The sequence below is a fragment of the Pseudomonas sp. McL0111 genome, from assembly GCF_052567255.1.
This window is the reverse complement of the sequence record NZ_CP199585.1, coordinates 697,630-717,147: the sequence shown is the minus strand read 5'-3', so window position 1 is coordinate 717,147 and position 19,518 is coordinate 697,630. Positions and strand designations below refer to the sequence as shown.

At 59.0% G+C, this 19,518-nt stretch carries 16 protein-coding genes; 13 read left to right on the top strand and 3 right to left on the bottom strand.

The features are described 5' to 3' along the window. Nucleotides 1-9 precede the first annotated feature (9 nt). Both ACTWLJ_RS03375 and mmsB read left to right on the top strand, forming a co-directional pair. Nucleotides 10-1,536 (top strand): CoA-acylating methylmalonate-semialdehyde dehydrogenase, encoded by a 1,527-nt coding sequence (locus ACTWLJ_RS03375; RefSeq protein ID WP_445179866.1) that lies wholly within the window; start codon nucleotides 10-12, stop codon nucleotides 1,534-1,536. Nucleotides 1,537-1,545: 9 nt separating this feature from the next. Beyond that, a complete protein-coding gene (gene mmsB, locus ACTWLJ_RS03370; RefSeq protein ID WP_445179865.1) occupies nucleotides 1,546-2,433 on the top strand; it encodes a 3-hydroxyisobutyrate dehydrogenase in 888 nt (295 codons plus the stop codon). A 220-nt stretch (nucleotides 2,434-2,653) separates the two neighbouring features. Here the strand turns inward: mmsB and ACTWLJ_RS03365 are convergent, their stop codons facing one another. Then, nucleotides 2,654-2,998, bottom strand: a complete 345-nt coding sequence (locus ACTWLJ_RS03365) for a cupin domain-containing protein (RefSeq protein ID WP_007988984.1) — start codon at nucleotides 2,996-2,998, stop codon at nucleotides 2,654-2,656. Nucleotides 2,999-3,510: 512 nt separating this feature from the next. Here ACTWLJ_RS03365 and ACTWLJ_RS03360 point away from each other — a divergent pair. The 11 genes from ACTWLJ_RS03360 to ACTWLJ_RS03310 all read left to right on the top strand — a co-directional run bounded on the left by ACTWLJ_RS03360 (nucleotide 3,511) and on the right by ACTWLJ_RS03310 (nucleotide 18,209). Continuing rightward, nucleotides 3,511-4,080 (top strand): acyl carrier protein, encoded by a 570-nt coding sequence (locus ACTWLJ_RS03360; protein WP_445179864.1) that lies wholly within the window; start codon nucleotides 3,511-3,513, stop codon nucleotides 4,078-4,080. Nucleotides 4,081-4,088: 8 nt separating this feature from the next. Further along, nucleotides 4,089-5,363 (top strand): beta-ketoacyl-[acyl-carrier-protein] synthase family protein, encoded by a 1,275-nt coding sequence (locus tag ACTWLJ_RS03355; RefSeq protein ID WP_445179863.1) that lies wholly within the window; start codon nucleotides 4,089-4,091, stop codon nucleotides 5,361-5,363. Between the two features lies 1 nt (nucleotide 5,364). Beyond that, nucleotides 5,365-6,423: a beta-ketoacyl synthase gene (locus ACTWLJ_RS03350; RefSeq protein WP_445179862.1), complete on the top strand. Its 1,059-nt coding sequence runs from the start codon at nucleotides 5,365-5,367 to the stop codon at nucleotides 6,421-6,423. Further along, complete coding sequence (locus ACTWLJ_RS03345; RefSeq protein WP_445179861.1) at nucleotides 6,420-7,715, top strand: beta-ketoacyl-[acyl-carrier-protein] synthase family protein; 1,296 nt, start codon at nucleotides 6,420-6,422, stop codon at nucleotides 7,713-7,715. Before ACTWLJ_RS03350 ends, ACTWLJ_RS03345 begins: the two co-directional genes overlap by 4 nt. Then, entirely contained in the window at nucleotides 7,712-8,920 is a 1,209-nt protein-coding gene (locus tag ACTWLJ_RS03340) for a beta-ketoacyl synthase N-terminal-like domain-containing protein (protein WP_445179860.1), read from the top strand. The genes ACTWLJ_RS03345 and ACTWLJ_RS03340 overlap by 4 nt, the downstream gene beginning before the upstream one ends. Nucleotides 8,921-8,974: 54 nt before the next feature. Then, on the top strand, nucleotides 8,975-11,845 hold the full coding sequence (locus ACTWLJ_RS03335; RefSeq protein ID WP_445179859.1) for an aminotransferase class III-fold pyridoxal phosphate-dependent enzyme: 2,871 nt from the start codon (nucleotides 8,975-8,977) through the stop codon (nucleotides 11,843-11,845). 9 nt (nucleotides 11,846-11,854) lie between these two features. Further along, nucleotides 11,855-12,592: a 3-oxoacyl-ACP reductase family protein gene (locus ACTWLJ_RS03330; RefSeq protein WP_445179858.1), complete on the top strand. Its 738-nt coding sequence runs from the start codon at nucleotides 11,855-11,857 to the stop codon at nucleotides 12,590-12,592. Then, nucleotides 12,589-13,353 (top strand): SDR family NAD(P)-dependent oxidoreductase, encoded by a 765-nt coding sequence (locus tag ACTWLJ_RS03325; protein WP_445179857.1) that lies wholly within the window; start codon nucleotides 12,589-12,591, stop codon nucleotides 13,351-13,353. Before ACTWLJ_RS03330 ends, ACTWLJ_RS03325 begins: the two co-directional genes overlap by 4 nt. A gap of 3 nt (nucleotides 13,354-13,356) precedes the next feature. Then, nucleotides 13,357-14,655 (top strand): DUF1302 family protein, encoded by a 1,299-nt coding sequence (locus ACTWLJ_RS03320; protein WP_445179856.1) that lies wholly within the window; start codon nucleotides 13,357-13,359, stop codon nucleotides 14,653-14,655. 68 nt (nucleotides 14,656-14,723) lie between these two features. Further along, a complete protein-coding gene (locus ACTWLJ_RS03315) occupies nucleotides 14,724-15,560 on the top strand; it encodes an outer membrane lipoprotein-sorting protein (RefSeq protein WP_445179855.1) in 837 nt (278 codons plus the stop codon). Nucleotides 15,561-15,593: 33 nt separating this feature from the next. Next, nucleotides 15,594-18,209, top strand: a complete 2,616-nt coding sequence (locus ACTWLJ_RS03310; protein WP_445179854.1) for an efflux RND transporter permease subunit — start codon at nucleotides 15,594-15,596, stop codon at nucleotides 18,207-18,209. 69 nt (nucleotides 18,210-18,278) lie between these two features. Here the strand turns inward: ACTWLJ_RS03310 and ACTWLJ_RS03305 are convergent, their stop codons facing one another. Next, nucleotides 18,279-18,689: a MerR family transcriptional regulator gene (locus ACTWLJ_RS03305; protein ID WP_445179853.1), complete on the bottom strand. Its 411-nt coding sequence runs from the start codon at nucleotides 18,687-18,689 to the stop codon at nucleotides 18,279-18,281. Nucleotides 18,690-18,888: 199 nt separating this feature from the next. Further along, nucleotides 18,889-19,464 carry an NAD(P)H-dependent oxidoreductase gene (locus tag ACTWLJ_RS03300; RefSeq protein WP_445179852.1) on the bottom strand — a complete coding sequence of 192 codons (576 nt, stop codon included), beginning with the start codon at nucleotides 19,462-19,464 and terminating at the stop codon, nucleotides 18,889-18,891. Nucleotides 19,465-19,518: the final 54 nt, after the last annotated feature.

The window sequence follows — 19,518 nt, the reverse complement described above, 5'->3', positions numbered from 1 at the left end:
GAGACCAGCATGAACGCATCGCTTACGCCCAACGAGACCACCGTACAAAAGGTCAAACTGCTGATCGACGGTGAATGGGTCGAATCGCAGTCCACCGAATGGCACGACATCGTCAACCCGGCGACCCAGCAAGTGCTGGCCAAAGTCCCGTTCGCCACCGCGGCTGAAGTCGACGCCGCCGTCAGCGCCGCGCACCGCGCGTTCCAGACCTGGAAGCTGACCCCGATCGGCGCCCGCATGCGCATCATGCTCAAGCTGCAAGCGCTGATCCGCGAACACTCCAAACGCATCGCCGTGGTCCTGAGCGCCGAGCAGGGCAAGACCATTGCCGACGCCGAGGGCGATATTTTCCGTGGCCTGGAAGTGGTCGAGCACGCCTGCTCCATCGGCACCCTGCAAATGGGCGAGTTCGCCGAAAACGTCGCTGGCGGTGTCGATACCTACACCCTGCGTCAGCCAATCGGCGTGTGTGCCGGGATCACCCCGTTCAACTTCCCGGCGATGATTCCGCTGTGGATGTTCCCGATGGCCATCGCTTGCGGCAACACCTTCGTGCTCAAGCCTTCCGAGCAGGACCCATTATCGACGCTGCTGCTGGTGGAGCTGGCGATTGAGGCTGGCGTTCCGGCTGGCGTACTTAACGTGGTGCACGGCGGCAAAGGCGTGGTCGATGGCCTGTGCACGCACAAAGACATCAAAGCCGTGTCGTTCGTCGGTTCGACCGCTGTCGGCACCCACGTCTACGACCTCGCCGGTAAACATGGCAAACGCGTGCAATCGATGATGGGCGCGAAGAACCACGCCGTGGTGCTGGCGGATGCCAATCGCGAGCAAGCGCTGAATGCACTGGTCGGCGCCGGTTTCGGTGCGGCGGGTCAGCGTTGCATGGCTACGTCGGTGGTAGTGCTGGTCGGTGCGGCGAAAAAATGGCTGCCTGATCTGAAAGCACTGGCGCAGAAACTCAAGGTCAACGCCGGTAACGAGGCGGGCACCGATGTTGGTCCGGTGATCTCGAAAAAAGCCAAGGCGCGGATTCTTGATCTGATCGAAAGCGGCATCAAGGAGGGCGCCAAGCTCGAACTCGATGGTCGCGACATCAGCGTGCCGGGTTACGAGCAAGGCAACTTTGTCGGGCCAACCCTGTTCTCCGGGGTGACCACCGACATGCAGATCTACACCCAGGAAATCTTCGGCCCAGTGCTGGTGGTGCTGGAAGTCGACACCCTCGATCAGGCCATTGCGCTGGTCAACGCCAACCCGTTTGGTAATGGCACCGGCCTGTTCACCCAGAGTGGCGCAGCAGCGCGCAAATTCCAGACTGAAATCGACGTTGGCCAAGTCGGCATCAACATCCCGATTCCGGTGCCAGTGCCGTTCTTCAGTTTCACCGGTTCACGTGGTTCGAAACTCGGCGACCTAGGCCCGTACGGCAAACAAGTGGTGCAGTTCTACACTCAGACCAAGACCGTTACGGCGCGCTGGTTTGATGACGACAGCGTCAACGACGGCGTGAACACCACTATCAATCTGCGCTGAGGAACTGCCATGAAAATCGCATTTATCGGCCTCGGCAACATGGGCGCGCCGATGGCGCGCAACCTGATCAAGGCCGGCCACTCGCTGAACCTGGTTGACCTGAACAAAACCGTGTTGGCGGAGCTGGAACAACTCGGCGGGAGCATTCGCGCCACGGCCCGCGAGGCCGCCGAGGATGCCGAACTGGTCATCACCATGCTGCCCGCCGCCGTGCATGTGCGCAGCGTCTGGCTGGGTGAGGATGGCGTGCTGGCCGGCATCGGCAAAGGCGTCCCTGCGGTGGATTGCAGCACCATCGACCCGCAGACCGCCCGTGATGTGGCAGCCGCAGCGGCCAGACAAGGCGTGACCGTGGCGGATGCTCCGGTCTCCGGCGGCACTGGCGGCGCGGCGGCAGGGACGCTGACCTTCATGGTCGGCGCCACCCCGGAACTGTTCGCCACTCTGCAACCGGTGTTGGCGCAAATGGGCCGTAACATCGTGCATTGCGGTGACGTCGGCACCGGGCAAATCGCCAAGATCTGCAACAACCTGCTGCTGGGGATTTCCATGGTCGGAGTCAGCGAAGCCATGGCCCTCGGCGATGCGTTGGGTATCGATACCGGCGTGCTGGCGGGGATCATCAACAGTTCGACCGGACGTTGCTGGAGTTCGGACACCTACAACCCGTGGCCGGGGGTCATTGAAACGGCGCCGGCATCACGTGGTTATACCGGTGGTTTTGGTGCCGAGTTGATGCTCAAGGATTTGGGCCTCGCGACTGAAGCTGCACGCCAGGCGCACCAACCGGTGGTGCTCGGCGCAGTGGCGCAGCAGTTGTATCAGGCGATGAGCTTGCGCGGGGAGGGCGGGAAAGATTTTTCGGCGATCATCAATAGCTATCGCAAACCGCAGTAACCTTCACCACAAGAGCCCGGGCAATCGGGCTCTTGTGGCGAGGGGATTTATCCCCGTTGGGTCGCGAAGCGGCCCCCGCGAAAGATCAGTCAAACCGAGCCTTCAGGTTTTGCGACTGCTTCGCAGCCGGTCGGGGATAAATCCCCTCACCACAGGGTCTGTCGTGGCCATCAGTACATTTGCCGGGAATCGCCACAGGTGATCTCCCGGCGTTTTTGCATCAGGCAAACACGAAATATTTGCGCACGGTCTCGACCACTTCCCACGTGCCTTTCATCCCCGGTTCGATGACGAAAATATCGCCAGCACGCAGATGGATTGGCGCCATGCCTTCCGGGGTGATGACGCAGTAGCCTTCCTGGAAATGGCAGTATTCCCACTTCACGTATTCCACATACCACTTGCCCGGTGTGCAAATCCAGGTGCCCATGATCTTGCTGCCATCTTCGCTGGTGTAGGCGTTGAGGTTGACGGTGTGCGGGTCGCCTTCGAGTTTTTCCCATTTGCAGGCATCGAGTACCGGCAGCGGGTGGGTGTCGCGCAGAACGGTGATAGGTGCGGTCATGTGTCGGCTCCAGAGCAGGCGATAAAACGGAAGCTCACCGTATAGCGCCATGCTCTTTGCCAGATGTCTGTGCTCGACATTCAGTTATCTATAAACGCTACTCAAGGGTGACTAAACCCTCCAGCAAAATCATTTAACGGCAGTACTGATCTAAAACAATGGTTATGAAGTTATAACTATTTTACTTGTGCGGATTTTGTTTTTTTGTACGTCTGTGCTGTCACGACTAAGTTGCACTCCATGTCTTGCACTGCGTGAATGCGCAGTCGCTCCACCATACCCTGTGTTTATTAAGCAAATAAGTCGCCTGCGATGACTCTTTGCACCAATCAGGTGCAATGTCTGTGGGCTTTTTCACGACTTTTAAAAGTTGTAAAAAAACCTTGAATAGTTCGTTGACTCTCCCCTTAAGGGCAGAGTTTAGATTTCTGCCGCGTGAGAAGTTGCTGTGGGAAAAGTTACTTTTCATAAGCCGAATTTATGAAGTTGTCACGACTTATAGGGAGATAGAAATGAACAATCCATTGGACTTGGAACATGTCATTGCCAGCACTCGCGAGATTCTGGCGCAGCTGTTGGTAATGGGGGTTGATGACATTGATGAACACAGCAGTATCGTCGAAGATCTCGGTGCCGACTCGCTGGATATCGTCGATCTGAGCTTTCAGTTGGGCCGCCAATATGGCTGCACGCTGCCGAAAACCAGCGTGCTCGAGCACGCGGTTGTTGTCTGCGGTGACGCCAGCGAGTTTCTCGCTAACGGTCGCATCACCGAAAGCGGCAAGGCCCTGCTTGAGCAAAGTCTGAGCGCCTATACCCCTGACCAGCTCAAGGCCGGAATGCAACCCGCCCAGGTGTTTGCCGCTACCACCGTGCGTAACTGGGCCAATCAGTGCCGCAATCTCTTCAACTACCTGCCGGCTAGCTGCCCGGATTGCAATGCCCGCCAAGCTGTCTTGAACGAGCGCCAGCAAGTGGTATGCGGTGCATGCAGTGCACGACTGGTGCCGGCCGATGGTGATGAAGTTTCCCGTCAACTGGTTGAGCAGTTTGTCGCCACTCACGTCAAAGAGACGGTGTAGGAGTTCTCATGCGGGCACGAGAAGTCTTTGTGAGCGGGTTCGGTCTGGTTGCGCCCATGGCGCTGGACGCCGCCACGTTGTTCGAGCGGATTTGCCGGAAGCAATCCTGTGTCCGCGAGCATCCGCGGTTCAAGGCGCTGGGATTCAATAACAGCGCGGCCGGGTTTATCGATGATGCGCAGTGGCAGCAGATCAGTGCAGGTTTCGGTGGCAACGCGGCGTTGCATCCACGGCAAAGTGTGCTGGCCGAATACGTTGCCCGGCAGGCTCTGGAGCATGCCGGTCTGACGGCGGCGGACTTTGCCCACAGTCGCAGCGGTTTGTTTCTGGGGGCCAACAAGTACTGTGCCGACAGCCACGACCTGCATCGAGTCAGTCGCTGTATGAATGCGTCAGGAGGCGTCGATCTGGATCGTTTGTTGGACAGCCCGGCACCTTCGGGTGCGACGTTCGTACGGCGGGTCGACCAGCAGACGCAACACTTGGCCGACCTGCTCGGTATTCGCGATCACATCTCGACCCACTCCGACGCCTGCGCCGCCGGGACAATGGCCATCGGCAGTGCTTACCGGGCGATAGAGCGGGGAGAGATCGATCTGGCCATTTGCGGCGCGGTCGAACTGATGGCCAACGAACTGCCGTATTACATGTTCAACAGCCTTGGAGCGCTCTGTCAGGCCGATCTTCCTGCGTGCGAACAAAGCCGCCCGTTCATGCCTGACCGCAGTGGTTTCGTGCTCAGTGAGGGGGCGGCGATGGTCGTTCTCGAGTCCGCTGAGCACGCCCGGCGGCGCAAGGTTGCGCCACTGGGACGGGTGTTGGGTTACGCGAATGTTTGCGAGGCTCAGAAAATGACCTCCAGCAGTCGCGATGGCAGCAAATACGAGGAATGCATGGAAGCTGCAATCGAAGATGCCGGGCTGCTGCGCAGTGCCGTGCAACACGTCAACACCCACGGTACATCCACTCAAGCCAATGACAGTTGCGAAGCGCTGGCGTTGCAGCGGCTGTTCGGCGGATGTCAGGACTTCATGACCTTCACGGCGAACAAATCCGCCATCGGACATTCCCTGGCAGGCAGTGGCGCAATTGAAGCGGTGCTGTCACTGATGAGCCTGCGCGATGGCGTGCTGCTGCCGACCTTGAATTACCAGCATGAGCGTGCCGAATACGCTTCGCTGAAATTCTTGAGCGAGCCAGTGCGACAGTCGATCAACGTGGTGATGTCCAACTCTTTCGGTTTCGGCGGCATCAATAGCTCGCTGGTTCTGGGGAGGGCGTGACATGAGCAGAGCCATCTATATCAATGCGGCAGCGGTGCTGAATGCGGCCGGTAGCGAATGCGCCGATTTGCTTGGTACGCCGACCGCTGCGCAACCACTGGCATTTGATCCACAGCGCCAGGCTTTTGCTCTGCCGACACCACGTCTGCCCAGCGATCTGTTCGACCGCAAGATCCAGCGCAGCGTCGAGCCGCAGGGTTTGCGTCTGCTGCATTGCGCAGCACGGCTGGCGCCATCACTGGCGGCGTTGCAGCTGCCGGCGACGCGCATTGCCCTGACGGCAGCCATTCCGGAAGTTGACGCGCCAAGCCCCTGCTGGGATGCGGTGCAGGCGATCATCGAACAGCCGCAAAAACAACTCGGTCAATTGCTGGCCAATACGCCGCCACTGCATGCGTTGACCTTACTCAACAGCAGCGTGATGGCTTATGTCGCCGAAGCGTTGAATTGCCATGGGCCGATGGGCGGGTTCTGTTCTCAAAGCAACGCCGGGCTCGATGCATTGATCGAGGCCTGCCAGCAGATTGCCGAGCGACATGCCGAGGCTGCGCTGGTGGTCAGTACGAGTCCGAACCTGACTCCGGCCCTGTATCTACGCGAGCAGGACCCGGCCAGCGAGCCGGTTTTCGGTGAGGGCGCCGCAGCGCTGCTGCTGGCTTCGACTCCCCCTCAAGGTGCGCCACAGTGCGTGCGCGTGGCTGGTTTTGCCCGCGGTTACAGTGCCAATCCGCAACGGGCATCCGCCGTTGGCCAACGCGTCATCGATCAGGCCCTGAGTCTGGAGAAGCTGCGCGTGGGCGACGTCGAACACATCGTCGGCAATCCCGATGATGCGCAACTGATGAAGTTGCTTGAAGCCTCGCAACGCGACGTTCGCAGCACGCGCGCCGTGACCGGGGAGTTGGGCGCCAGCAGCCTGCTGACGGAAGTCGCGCTGACCCTGCACCACAGCCGTGATCCGGCGGCGACGCCGGGCTACACGCTGCTCGTCAGCCACACCCGCGCCGGTCACTGGGGCGCGTTGTTGTTGGTCAGTGAAACCATGGAGAAGCACGCATGAGTGCGACACGGATTGTGATCACCGGAATGGGCGCCGTTACCGGGTTCGGTTTCGAGTGGCAAACCCTTTGGGAAAAAATGCTTGGCGCTGAACATTGTGTTCGGCCATGGCAGCCGGAGGACGTGCAGGACGGCGCGTTTGCAGTGCGCTATGCGGCACCTGTCGATATGAGCCTGTTGCCGGAAAAACTGCAAAACCATCCGGCCTGGACCGTGCCGCTGGAAAAACGCAGCCGGTTTGGCTGGGTGGCCGCCACGCAAGCGGTCAGCGACAGCGGCCTGATGCCGGAGCAGTTACGCGGCGCCGCTGTATTGTGTGCCTCAGGTGCACCGCAACACATGCTCGCCGACATGCTGTTGACCGAGGCAACGGATGGCGGCGCAGCGGGTTGGCAACACCTGATGACGCGCTCGGCACAAGTGAGTGCCGAAGGCTCACTGCGTCAAGGCAATGACCGTCTGGCGCGGGTGATCGCTGATGATCTGGGATGCGAAGGGCCGGTGATCAATATCAGCAGTGCCTGTGCCGGCGCTTCGCAAGCCATCGGTAATGCCTTTCAGATGATTCGTCGTGGCGAAGTCAGCGTTGCGCTGGCTGGTGGCGCCGACTCGGTACTCAATCTCGACACCATGGCCGCCTTGTATCTGCTCGGAGCTGCTTCGGGTGAGCAACGCTGGGGCGCCGATCTGTGCCGCCCGTTCGATCGTGATCGCAGTGGCCTGATTGCCGGTGAAGGTGGTGGTTTCGTTGTGCTGGAAAGCCTGGAGCATGCCTTGGCCCGTGGTGCGACGCCCTATGCCGAAGTGCTCGGTTTCGGCAGCAGCCTTGACGCTTACAAAGTCACCGCCCCGCAACCCGAAGGGCGGGGTGCGGCACTGGCGATGCAAGCGGCGCTGGATGACGCTGGTCTGCGTGCGCAGCAGATCGATCTGATCAACGCTCACGGCACCTCGACACCGCTCAACGACGTTGCCGAAACCCTGGCGATCAAAAATGTGTTCGCCGAGCACAAGCACTATCAAGCCTTGGCCGTCAGTGCCAACAAATCGCAATTCGGCCATCTGATTGCCGCCGCCGGAGCGCCTGAATGCATCGTCACCGCGTTGGCCTGCCTGAATGATCTGGTCACGCCCACGGTGAACCTGCATGACGCCGATGAGCGGTGCGATCTGGATTATTGCGCCGGGCAAGCCGTCAGCCGCCGGGTGGATTATGCGCTGAGCAACTCTTTTGGTTTTGGCGGCCTGAACACCTCGCTGGCCCTTGGTAAATATCGGGAGCACGGACAATGACAAACGTCACTGCGCGTATCGCCATCGCTGGCAGCGGCTGTGTGTTGCCCAGCGGTTGGGGCGTCGAGCGTTTCTGGTCGGCGGCGCGCGAAGGTCGCAGCGCGATTTCGCCCCTGCACTCGCCGCTGTTCTACAGCGAGCGTGTCACAGCGTTCGGGCATGTCGCTGATGACGATCATCAACGCAGCCGCCAGGACGTTGCGCAAAACCTTCAGCGTTACTGCCCGCCAGCGGTGATCTGGGGTGTCAGTGCAGTGCGGCAGGCGCTGGCAGAAGCCGGACTTGAACCGGGCGCCGACGGTGTGCGTTTCGGTCTCTATTGCTGTCAGGGCGGTTACACCCACCCGTCTATTGCCTCCTACGGTGAACTGTTGCAGGAGTGTCAAACCGAGGGCGGTGCCGATATGCGGCGCCTCGCGCAACGTGTATTGCAGGAGCGTGCGCTCGATCCGTTTCTGGTGCTTAAAAGCCTGAGCAACGGTTTGCTCGGGGTCGTCAGTCTGGCGCTGAAACTGGAGTGCGAAAGCAACGCTTACATGCAAGGTGTGGCCGGCAATCTGGCGGCACTGCGCGAAGCCTGCGCGGCATTGCAAAGTGGTCGTATCGATGCGGCCATTGTCGTCGGCGCCGGGAGTGAACTCGATCCGCTGGCGCTCGCCGCCCTCGCCGAGGCAGGCGTGATCAGCAGCGACGGCTCGCAAAGCCTGCGTGCTTTTGATCGTCAAGGCACTGGCGGTATTGCTGGCGAGGGCGCCGCAGCGCTGGTGCTGCGACGTGCCGATGATTTGCCTGCAGGGCCGAAAACCTGTCTGACGGCGCTTTTCGCGCACCCGCGTCTGGACTCACTGAATCTGCCGGACAAACAGGTTGATCTACTGATCAGCAGCGCCACGGGCGACCCGCAAAAAGATACCAGCCTGGCACGTACGCTGGCGCGAGCCGGTGCCGTACACATCACCAGCAGCACGCCGCTGACCGGCATTCTCAGCGGTGCGCCAAGTCTGGTTGACTTGATCCTCGCCCGACAGACCTTGCACGCCCAAAGCATCACACCCGTCATCGGGCTGCAGCAATCGGTGGATGCGCATCTGCCGTTTGTCACCGGGGAACCGCGCGATGCGGTCCTGCACGATTGCCTGGTCATCAACCGCGACGACAACGGCTTCAGTGCCTGCTACCAACTCGAATTTCGCGCGGCCGACTGAACGTCCGGACGCCTCGCAACGCATCTGATTTTTTACTCAAGGGATAAAACTGTCATGGATTACCGCGATTACGTACGGCCAAAATTTGTCGAACTGATGCAGGCGCTGGGCCTGGAATGCCAGTTCCATCGAGCGCTGGGCAGTAAGCTGTTTTACCGCGACAGACAGGGCGAAGAGGTGACTGTCACCGACTTCCTCGGCGGATATGGTGCGGCGTTGTATGGCCATAACGATCCACAATTTGTCGATCAACTCTGCGGTCTTTTGCGTGCCGATGTGCCGTTCAACGCACAGATGTCGGTGCGCGGTGCTGCCGGTCAGTTGGGGCGTGAGCTCAGTGAAGCGTTCAATCACGAGTTGAACAACACCGAGCGCTACATTTCGACCTTCTCCAACAGTGGTGCCGAGTCGGTGGAAATCGCCGTCAAACACGCCGAATACCGTCGCCAGAAAAACCTGCAGAAGCAATTCGACGAGCGCGATTTCGCCCTGGCCAATCTGCTCGCCAGCGATAAGGCTTACGTCGAGCTGGACGTCGACGACCTCGATCTGCCGGCCGGGTTGCTACCGCAAAATCTGTCCAGCGTCACCGTACGTCAAGTGGCTGAAGCGGTGCGTCAGCACAACCTGGCGCAGCTGCATGTCGAGCCGGTATTCCTCGCTGTGCGTGGCAGCTTCCACGGCAAACTGGTGAACACTGTTCAATTGACGTACGGCAAACAGTACCGCAAGCCGTTCGCCCGTTTCGGTCTCAATGTCGAATTCATCGATCCCCATCAACCGCAGCAACTGCAAGACTTGCCGGCCCGCCACGTTCGTCACTGGCTGAACCTGGCATGGGATGGTGAAACCCTGCAGCTGCGCCGCGAGGCGTTCAGCGCGATCACCGCAGTATTACTCGAACCGATCCAGGGCGAAGGCGGGATCAACGAGTTTGCCAATGAGTTCTATCTGGGCCTGCGACGTCTGTGCAACGAGCAGCAATGCCCGCTGATCATCGATGAAGTGCAATCGGGTTTCGGCCGTACCGGCACCTTGCTGGGCGCGAGCCATTTCAACTTGCAAGGTGATTACTACTGCCTGTCCAAAGCGCTGGGCGGTGGCTTGATGAAAATCGCCGCAACCGTGATCCGCGCCAGCCACTACGAAAACGATTTCAGCTACATCCACAGCTCGACCTTCGCCGAAGACGATGCGTCTTGCCATATCGCCATTTCAGCCTTGCGACGCTTGTTCGAAAACGACAGCGCGATGCTCAAGGATGTGAACAAGAAAGGTGAGTACCTCAAGTCTTCGCTGCTGGAACTCAAAGCGGCTTACCCGGATGTAATCGCTGACGTGCGTGGTCGCGGGTTGCTGCTGGGCTTTGAGCTGCATGACCTGACCGGTACCAGTTCGCTGGTCCAGGCTTCGGCTCAGTACAACGATGCCCTGGGTTACATCATTGCCGGCTATCTGCTGCAATTTGAATCACTGCGAGTAGCGCCGTCGGGCAGTAACGCCAATGTGATCCGCCTGGAGCCGCCGGTGTGCATCACTTTCGAAGAAATCGACGGGTTGATCGGCTCCTTGCAGAAGGTCTGCGACATGTTGCGTCGGCGTGATGCCTTCCCTCTGGTGGCCGGTGTGTGTGCCGACAGTATCGCCGACGTGCCGGCTCGCGAAGTCAGCTTCAAGGAGAGCGAGAACCTCCCAAAGTCTGACGAGAACGTACGCGTGGTGGCTCGCGTGGCGTTCATCAACCATTTGATCGACTCGGACATGCTCAGCGATGTCGACCCTTCGTTGTCGAGTCTGAGCGCCGAGCAGAAACGCGAGTTCATCAAGCGCATGGCCCCCGAGCGCCGAGCGGCGCCAATCGGCCCGGTGCAGATTCGCTCGAAACTCGGCACGGCCGTGGAGTTCACCCTGTATCCGTTGTGCATGGATTCCGACGCGATGGCGGCGTACATCGCCAGTGGTGATCTGGAGACCATTCGCGAAGAAGTCGGCAATCGCATCAAGGATGCCCGCGCCGATGGTTACAGCGTGGCCGGACTGGGCATGTACACCTCGATTGTCACTAACAACTGCCAGGCGCTGCAGATTCCCGACATGGCGCTGACGTCCGGCAACGCGCTGACCATTGGCATGGGCCTGGAAGCCATCGAGCAGGGCTGCAAGCAGCAGGGGCTTGAACTGAGCCAGCAAACCGCAGCAGTAGTGGGGGCCGCCGGTAACATCGCTTCGACCTACGCCTCTCTGTTGTCGACCAGCGTCGAGCATTTGATCCTCATCGGCAGCGGCCGCGACGGCTCCTTGCGTCGCCTGGAGAAAACCGCTCAGCAGATCTATGCCGAAGCCGCCCGCGGCATTCTCAAAGGTGTCGCCGAGCACGATCGACTCGCCCGTCGCTTGCAGAAAATTGACGGTATCGATGCGTTGCTGAACGCCCACGGCACCAGCGCCGACCTGGGCCTGCGTGTAGCGAAACTGGTGGAAGAGCGCCTGGGTGCAAACGCCTTCATCACTGTCAGCAATGATCTTGAAATGTTGAAGCAGGCACGCATCGTGCTCTGCGCCGCGAACGCACCTCAGGCGTTTCTGGGGAGCGAACACTTCGCGCAAAACAGCGTGATCTGCGATATCGCCGTGCCGTTGAACGTCGATCAGAAACTCGCCAGCCAGCGCGCTGACGTGCTCTACATGCATGGCGGCATCGTGCAGACGCCACTGGGCGATGGTTTGGTGAAAAACGTCCGTGCCTACCTGAAGCAAGGCCAGTTGTATGCGTGCATGGCCGAGTCGGTGTTGATGGGCCTGTCCGGAATGAAACAGCACTACTCCTTCGGCGATATCAGCCGCGAGCAGGTGCAGCAGATTCGTGCGCTGGCGGCGACCCATGGTTTCAGCCTCGCTCAGTTCAAAACCGACAATTCGCTCTAAGGAACGGTCATGCCGAATAAAGTAGCAGTGGTGACCGGTGGCAGTCGTGGCATCGGTCGGGCAATTGTCCTGACCCTGGCCGGGGCGGGTTATCAGATCGCGTTCAGTTACGTGCGCGATGAAGTCGCGGCGATGTCTTTGCGCGATGAGGTGCAAGCGTCGGGGATCGATTGTCTGGCGCTGCAATGCGATGTCAGCAGCGGCGACAGCATCAAGGCGTTTTTCGAACGGGTCGACCAGCATTTCCAGCGCATCGACCTGTTGGTCAACAACGCCGGCATTACCCGTGACGGCTTGCTGGCAACTCTTTCGACCCGCGACATCGTCGAGGTGATCCAGACCAATCTGATCGGCACCTTGCTCTGCTGTCAGCAAGTGGTGCCGGGCATGTTGCGTCAGCGCAGTGGTTGCATCGTCAACATCAGCTCGGTGGCGGCGCAGAAGCCCGGCAAGGGGCAGAGCAACTATGCAGCGGCCAAGGGCGGAGTCGAATCCTTGACCCGCGCTCTGGCGGTGGAACTGGCGCCGCGCAACATTCGCGTCAATGCGGTGGCTCCGGGCATCGTCAGGACGGAAATGAGCACGGCGCTGATTGGCACTCAGGAGGAGGAAATCCAGTCGCGTCTGCTGATCAAGCGTTATGCCGAACCCGAGGAAATTGCCGAGGCGGTGTTGTACATCGCCGACCGCGGCCTGTACCTGACCGGGGAGGTCCTGCCGGTCAACGGCGGGCTGAAAATGCCATGAGCCGGACCATTCTGATCACCGGTGCCGCCAAGGGCATTGGCCGGGCGGTGGCCGAGGATTTTGCCGCCGAGCAAGGCAATCGTCTGATCCTGCTGGATCTGGACTTGCCGGAATTACAGCGCTGGGTTGATGAGCAACAACAGCAGATCAAGGCGCAGGTTGAAACCCACGCGGCAAACATTGCCGACTTGCCGGCCATGGAAGCGTTTTTCAAGACGCTCGGTTCACAGGTCGAATACGTCGATGTGCTGGTCAATAGTGCCGGCATCTGCAACGAGAACGAGCCGGAAGATCTGCACAACTGGCACAAGGTGATTTCGGTCAATCTCAACGGCACGTTCTACGTGACTTCATTGTGTCTGGCGCTGATGCCTGACCGTGGTCGCATCATCAACATGTCGTCGATCCTTGGTCGTGCCGGCAAGGTGCGCAACACCGCGTATTGCGCTTCCAAACACGGCATCGTCGGCATGACCAAGGCGCTGGCACTGGACCTGGCGTCGCGGCAGATCACCGTCAACGCCATTCTGCCGGCCTGGATCGATACGCCGATGCTGCAGGGTGAACTGGCGACGCAAGCGGCGATTGCCGGACTGACCCAGGAACAGATCGTACGCAATGCGAAGAAGAAACTGCCGATGCGGCGCTTCATCCAGAGCGAAGAGGTTGCGGCGATGGTGCGTTATCTGGCGAGCCCCGGGGCCGGCGGAGTGACGGCCCAGAGCCTGGTGATCGATGGCGGTGTCGGGTTGGGAATGTAAACGATGCCTCGATTTCAAATCAGCCACATCGCGTGTGCGGTATGGGCGTGCATGACTGCGCCCGCCGCGCTGGCGGAATTTACCGTCGATGATCTCAAGCCCGATTACGCCGACGGTGAAGTCGGCGTGGCCACGGCGATACGCCTGCACGGTGACGATCAGATCACGCAGAAAGCTGTGTACTTCAAGGCCAACGTCGAGGACAACTGGGACGGCGGCTACTACAAGGCCAAGGGGCGCGTGCGTTACGACGCGCGCTATGACGGAAATAATCCGTACAGCGAGCGGGCACGGGACAAGTATCGCTTCGATGCCGACTGGCGACATCTGTACGTGGGTCATTCGCTGGGTGACGGAGAAGTCACGGTTGGCTGGCAGCAAGTGGTCTGGGGCCGCGCGGATGAATTGCGTGTGCTCGATCAGATCAACCCGCTGGATTACCGCGATGGTCTGACACCATTGTTGGAGGACAGCCGCATCGCCGTACCGATGGTGCGGTTTGCGCAACCGGTCGGCGAGTGGGAACTGGAAGCGCTGTGGATTACCGACTTCCTGAAAAACCAGCCGCCGGTAGCGGGGAGTGAATTTGCCGCGCCGTTGTTTGCCGCACCGGACCCGCAGTATTTTCTGCTCGATTCCAAGCCTGGATATGACGGTGACAAAGGTTATTCCTATGGCTTGAGTGCCAATGGCCGGATCGGCGCAGTGGACACCAGTTTCGTTGCCTTGAGCGCCCGTCAGCAGGACCCGGTCTACGCGGTCGAAGGCTTGGCCGATGACGGTCGCACACGGCTGGAGCGGCAATTTCCCCGTTACACCATGGGCGGTGCCGGGCTGGCGATCGATGCCGGTCACAGCATCGTGGTGCGCAGTGAAGTTGCGTATTTCGACCAATGGCGGGTGACCAATCCGACGCGAGCCTACGGCGCCGACAGCACGCCGATGGTCAAGTCTTTACTGGGTGTCGACTACCTGTTGCGTGACTGGCTGATCTCCGCGCAGTGGCAGGAGCAAGTGCTGCTCGACTGGCAGGACGGCATGTTGCAGGACAAGCGCGAGCCGCTGTTCACCCTGTCTGCCGAAGGCACCCATTGGCAGGATCGTCTCAAGAGTCGCCTGGTGGCTGCCGCCTCACCACCGTTTCAGGACAACGCTTTGCTGCAAGGCATCTTCACCTACAAACCGGTGGATTACATCAAGCTCGGACTGGAGGTTGACGTGTTCTTCGGCAGGCCCGACCGGGCTTTCGGCGAGTACAGCAAGCGCGATCAAGTGCGCCTGTCCGCCGGTTATCTGTTCTAACCCCATGAAGCCTGCCGCCACGGTGGCGCAGGCGTAAACGCACTCATCCGACGAAAAGGGAAGTTCTTATGTTGCCGTTTTTGAAAAGTCTCACCACCGCGGTATTGATCCTCGGTAGCGCCTGCGTCAGTGCCGCGGAGGCTGGCAATGCCGATGAAATCATCCGTCAGGTACGTGATCGCAATGACGGTACCAGCTTCATGTCCCAGGTATCGCTGATCCTCCATGACAAGAAGGGCAATACCCGCGTTCGCGAGTTCACCTACCTGCAAAAGGACTACCCGGACAGCGACAAATTCAGCATGTACTTTTCTGCACCGACCGATGTGCGCGACGTCGCCTTCCATATCGAAAACCCGCACGAAACCCTGGGCCTGGAAGACAGCCAGTGGATGTACCTGCCGGTCAGCCGTCAGACGCGACGCATTTCCACCACCGACAAGCGCGGTTCGTTCATGGGCAGTGAGTACTCGTACGCCGATCTGGACAAGATCCGGGTCAAGGATTATTCGCAGAAGCTGCTTGGCGAAGAGCAGATCAAGGGCCGCGACTGCTACGTGATCGAACGCGAGCCGGCATCCCCCGAAGTGTTGGCCAAGACCGGTTACAACAAGCTGAAAGTGTGGATCGACAAGCAGAATTTTCTGGTCATGCGTCAGGACTTTTTCGACGTCAAAGGTGTGTTGATCAAGCAGATGCGTACGCAGAAAGTTGAAACCATCGATTCGATCGACAGCATTGTGTTGAGTGAAACCGAGCACTTCATCGACGGTACGCGCTCGGAAATGCGCTTCAACCAGTTGCAGTACAACGTTGCACTGGAAGACCGTCTGTTCACCCAGACCGCGATCAAGCGCGGGCTGAAAACCGGTGACCTGCCGGAATTTGCCGTGTCCGCCCGCTAAGCGCCGACCCCGACGACCCTGGAACGCATGATCATGGAAAGATATCTGAATTTCGTCGAGCGCTATGCGCGGGCGATTGTTTTCCTGCTGGTGGCGATTACGGCGTATTTCACCTATACGCTGGGCGCGCTGGTGTCCGACACCAATCCTTATCTGCTTAAGGAAAGCCACGCGGCGCGCAAGACCATCATCGATTTGCAGGGTGAGTTCACCGGCACGTTCGACTCGGTGATGGTGGCGCTGAACAACCCGCAGACGGTATTCAACAAGCCGACACTCAACGCGCTGTTCTCGATGTCGCAGTCGGTGCGCAAGATGATTCTGGCCAACGATGCCGACAAGGAGCAGTTGGCGCAGATCGTCGCCCGACATCCGGACGACAGCCGTGCGCAGTTGCTGACCCGGGACATTCTGGAAGATGGTTTTACGCAGAACGATTACGCCAACGCCAAGGCCTTGCGTGATCATGCTCAGGCTCAGAACTGGGACTCCCACGATCAGTTGTTCCTGACCTTTCTTGCCGAGCGGATCAACCCGATCCGCGAAATGGCCTCGATGGGCGATCTGGAAAACATCGTTCTGACCGATGATGGCGAGTTGCTGATCCACAAGACCCTCAACGCCTACGACATGGACCCGGCGATGGTCGAGTCGCAGATCATGGGCAACGAGCTGATGGTCGACGGGGTGGTTTCAAAGGACAAGAAAGTCGCAATGCTGGTGGCCGAACTCGGGACCAAGCAAGACGATGCACAAGCGCAACTGCGCGCTTATCAGATCGTGCGCGGTATCGTTGCGCAGTATCAGGCGGAGCACCCGGAGTACAAGGACGAAATCTTCATTGCCGGCATGCCGATCTTCATTGCCGCGCAGCAGGAAATCATCGATCACGACCTCGCCGTGCTGTTTCCGATCGTGTTTTTGCTGATTACCCTGCTGCTGATTTTCTTCTTCCGCAAACCGCTGGGCGTGCTGCTGCCGCTGTTCAATATTCTGTTCTGTACCATTTGGACATTGGGCCTGATGGCGCTGTTGCGGGTGCCGTTCGACCTGTTGACCAGTGTGCTGCCGGTGTTCCTGTTCACCATTTGCTGCTCGGATGCGATCCATGTGATGGCTGAATATTACGAGCAGAAAAACGCCGGCAAGAGCAATCGTGAGGCCAACCGCGAAACCCAGCGGTTGATGGTGGTGCCGGTGGTCTTGACCACCGTGACGACCATCGCCACGTTCATGATTTCCACCACCAACAACATTGTCAGCATCCGCAATTTCGGCGTGTTCATGTCCATTGGCTTGACGGCGGCTCTGATCATTTCGTTATTGTTGATCCCTGCATGGATCTCGCTCTGGGGCAAGGATCAGCCTGCGCAAGCCAAGGCTGTCGTGCACAAGGAATCGATCATCTCGCACTATCTGGTCGCGTTCTGTGCCTGGATGATCCGCTTTCGCAAACCGATCCTCATGGGCATGCTGCCAGTGCTCGCGCTGGCCACGGTGTTCACTTTTCGCGTCGACATCGAAGACTCCGGCATCGCTTACTTCAAGCCTGAAAGCCATATTCGCGTCTCCGATCAATTCATCAACCACGCGCGGGTTGCCGGCACTGCACCGGGCTGGATCGCTATCGACAGCAAAGAACCGCGCGGGGTACTGACGACAGAGGTGGTGCAGTTCATCGACAAACTCGACCACTTCATCAAGCAACAACCGAACGTCAGTTATGGCTATTCCCTGGCGACTTACGTCAAGCGCATGAACCTGGTGCTCAACGACATGAATCCTGACTATCTGCGCGTGCCGAACGCGCTGGAGAAGGTCACGTCGGTCAATGACGAAGGGCAGATCGAGCGCTTCGAAGTGCCGGGTAATTCGCTTATCGAACAGCATGTGATGTTGTTCGAAAACGGTGGCGGCTCTGACCTGAACAACGTGCTCAACGCTGACTTCTCCAAGGCATTGACCCTTTACACGATGACCTCGTCGGTCGCCAGCGACTATCAGGGCATGCTTGATCGCCTCGATGCGTGGCTGCTGGTCAACAAACCGGCAAACCTGGAAGTGACACATGCCGGTACGCCGTTGATCTGGACCGGCGTCTTGCAGGAAATCACTCAAGGCCAGGTGCTGAGTTTTTCCCTGGCGTTGCTGGTCGTTACGCTGATGATGATGTACTGGCTCAAATCGGTACGGCTGGGCGTACTCGGCATGCTGACTTTGTTGACCACGTCGGTGACGGTCTACGGTTTCATGTTTCTGTTCGGCATCGAACTGAACATCGGCACGACACTGGTGACGTTCCTGGTGGTCGGGGTGGTCGATTACGCCGTGCACCTGCTGTCACGCATCAAGTTGCTGGTGCAGCAGGGCATTGAAATCGACGCAGCGATTTTGCAGGCAATGCACAGCGTTGGCCGCTCGACGGTGATCAACGTAGTGATCTTTTCCGTGGGCTTCATGGCGTTGCTGTTTTCCGACTTCAAGCCGATTGTCGATCTGGGCGCACTGGTGGCGATGGCGCTGTTTTCCAGCGGAGTCATGACTATCGTGCTGGTGACGCTGGTATCGCCGTGGTTCTTTGCGGCGATTGTTCCGGTGGCTTCGCCGTCTCAACCGTCGCATGCAGAAGGGAAACCGGTGCCGGGCTGATTCGTTGACGACCCGGCTTGTATGCCCTGATACGGCAGGCGAGCCCGGTCATCCGGCGCAGGAGTATTTTCAGTTCAGTGTATTGCCCGGGTTTTTTTCGCCATAGCGGGCAATGCGCTCGAACTGACATTCCTGTCGGGCATCGTTGAGATTGTTTTCAAACGCCTGGAGCCCGTCGTGCAACTGCTGCAAATCGCCGATCTGAGCCATCAGTTCGGCTTTTTTTTCGGCAATTGCTCTTTGCGCCATGTCCCACGGGAACTCGTCGCCGCGGTAGTTATTGAGGATCACCTGCAGCTCCTTGAGCTTGAAACCCAGTTGCTGGGCGCACTTGATGAACGTCAACACTTCGACACTTTGCTGGCTATAGATGCGGTATTTACCTTCACGCTTGGGCTCGGGCAACAGGCCGATTTCTTCGTAATGGCGAATGCTTTTGACTGTGGTGCCCGACAGCTGGGCGGCTTTGCCGATATACATAAAGATCCGTCTCAATGATCAAACAGGGCGTAGCGCGATCAGGCGTCATGCCGGATCGGTGCCGATTATATGTCCAATATCATCAGAGAATTGCAACTGCGCGTAAATGACGCGCACAAGCGACGGACGGACCCGTGGGAAGGCCCGGAGATGGACTGACGGCCGTTCGTGCGCCGTCAGTTTGACCAGCAGAAAAGCCTTAGCCGGCCGCGGTCGCGCGCGCCTGTTCCAGCCACGCATCGCGCTGGTTTGGCTTGGAGCCAAGCATTGGCCCGAAGGTCAGTGTTTTCAGTGGTTTGATCCCGCAGAATTCCAGAGTGGTCTTGCGCATTTGATGCAGCCCCGGCATGCCGTAGAACCATTTGTAATACCAGTACGGCGTGTCCATGGTCACCAGCAAATGCGCGGTGCGCCCCTTGAGCAGCTTGTCCGGGAAGGCTTTGCCTTCGCGATACTTGAAAGCAAAACCCGGGAGGAAGATCCGGTCGACGAAGCCTTTGAGCAGTGCCGGAATACCTCCCCACCAGATCGGATACACAAAGGTCAGGTGTTCGGCCCAGGTGATATCGGCCTGTGCCTGCAGCAAATCCGGTTCCAGCGGCTGCACCTTGTTGTAACCCTCGTGCAGAACCGGGTCGAAATCCAGCGCATCCAGACGCAGCAGCCGTACGTCATGCCCGGCATCTTTGGCCGCCTGGACATAGGTTTCGCTCAGTGCTCCGCAAAAGCTGTCGGTGGAGGGGTGGCCCAGAATCACGAGCATTCGTTTGCTCATTTTGTGTACTCCTGAAATGAAGTTCACAGGATAGAGTCTGCCCCTAGCGGTAGA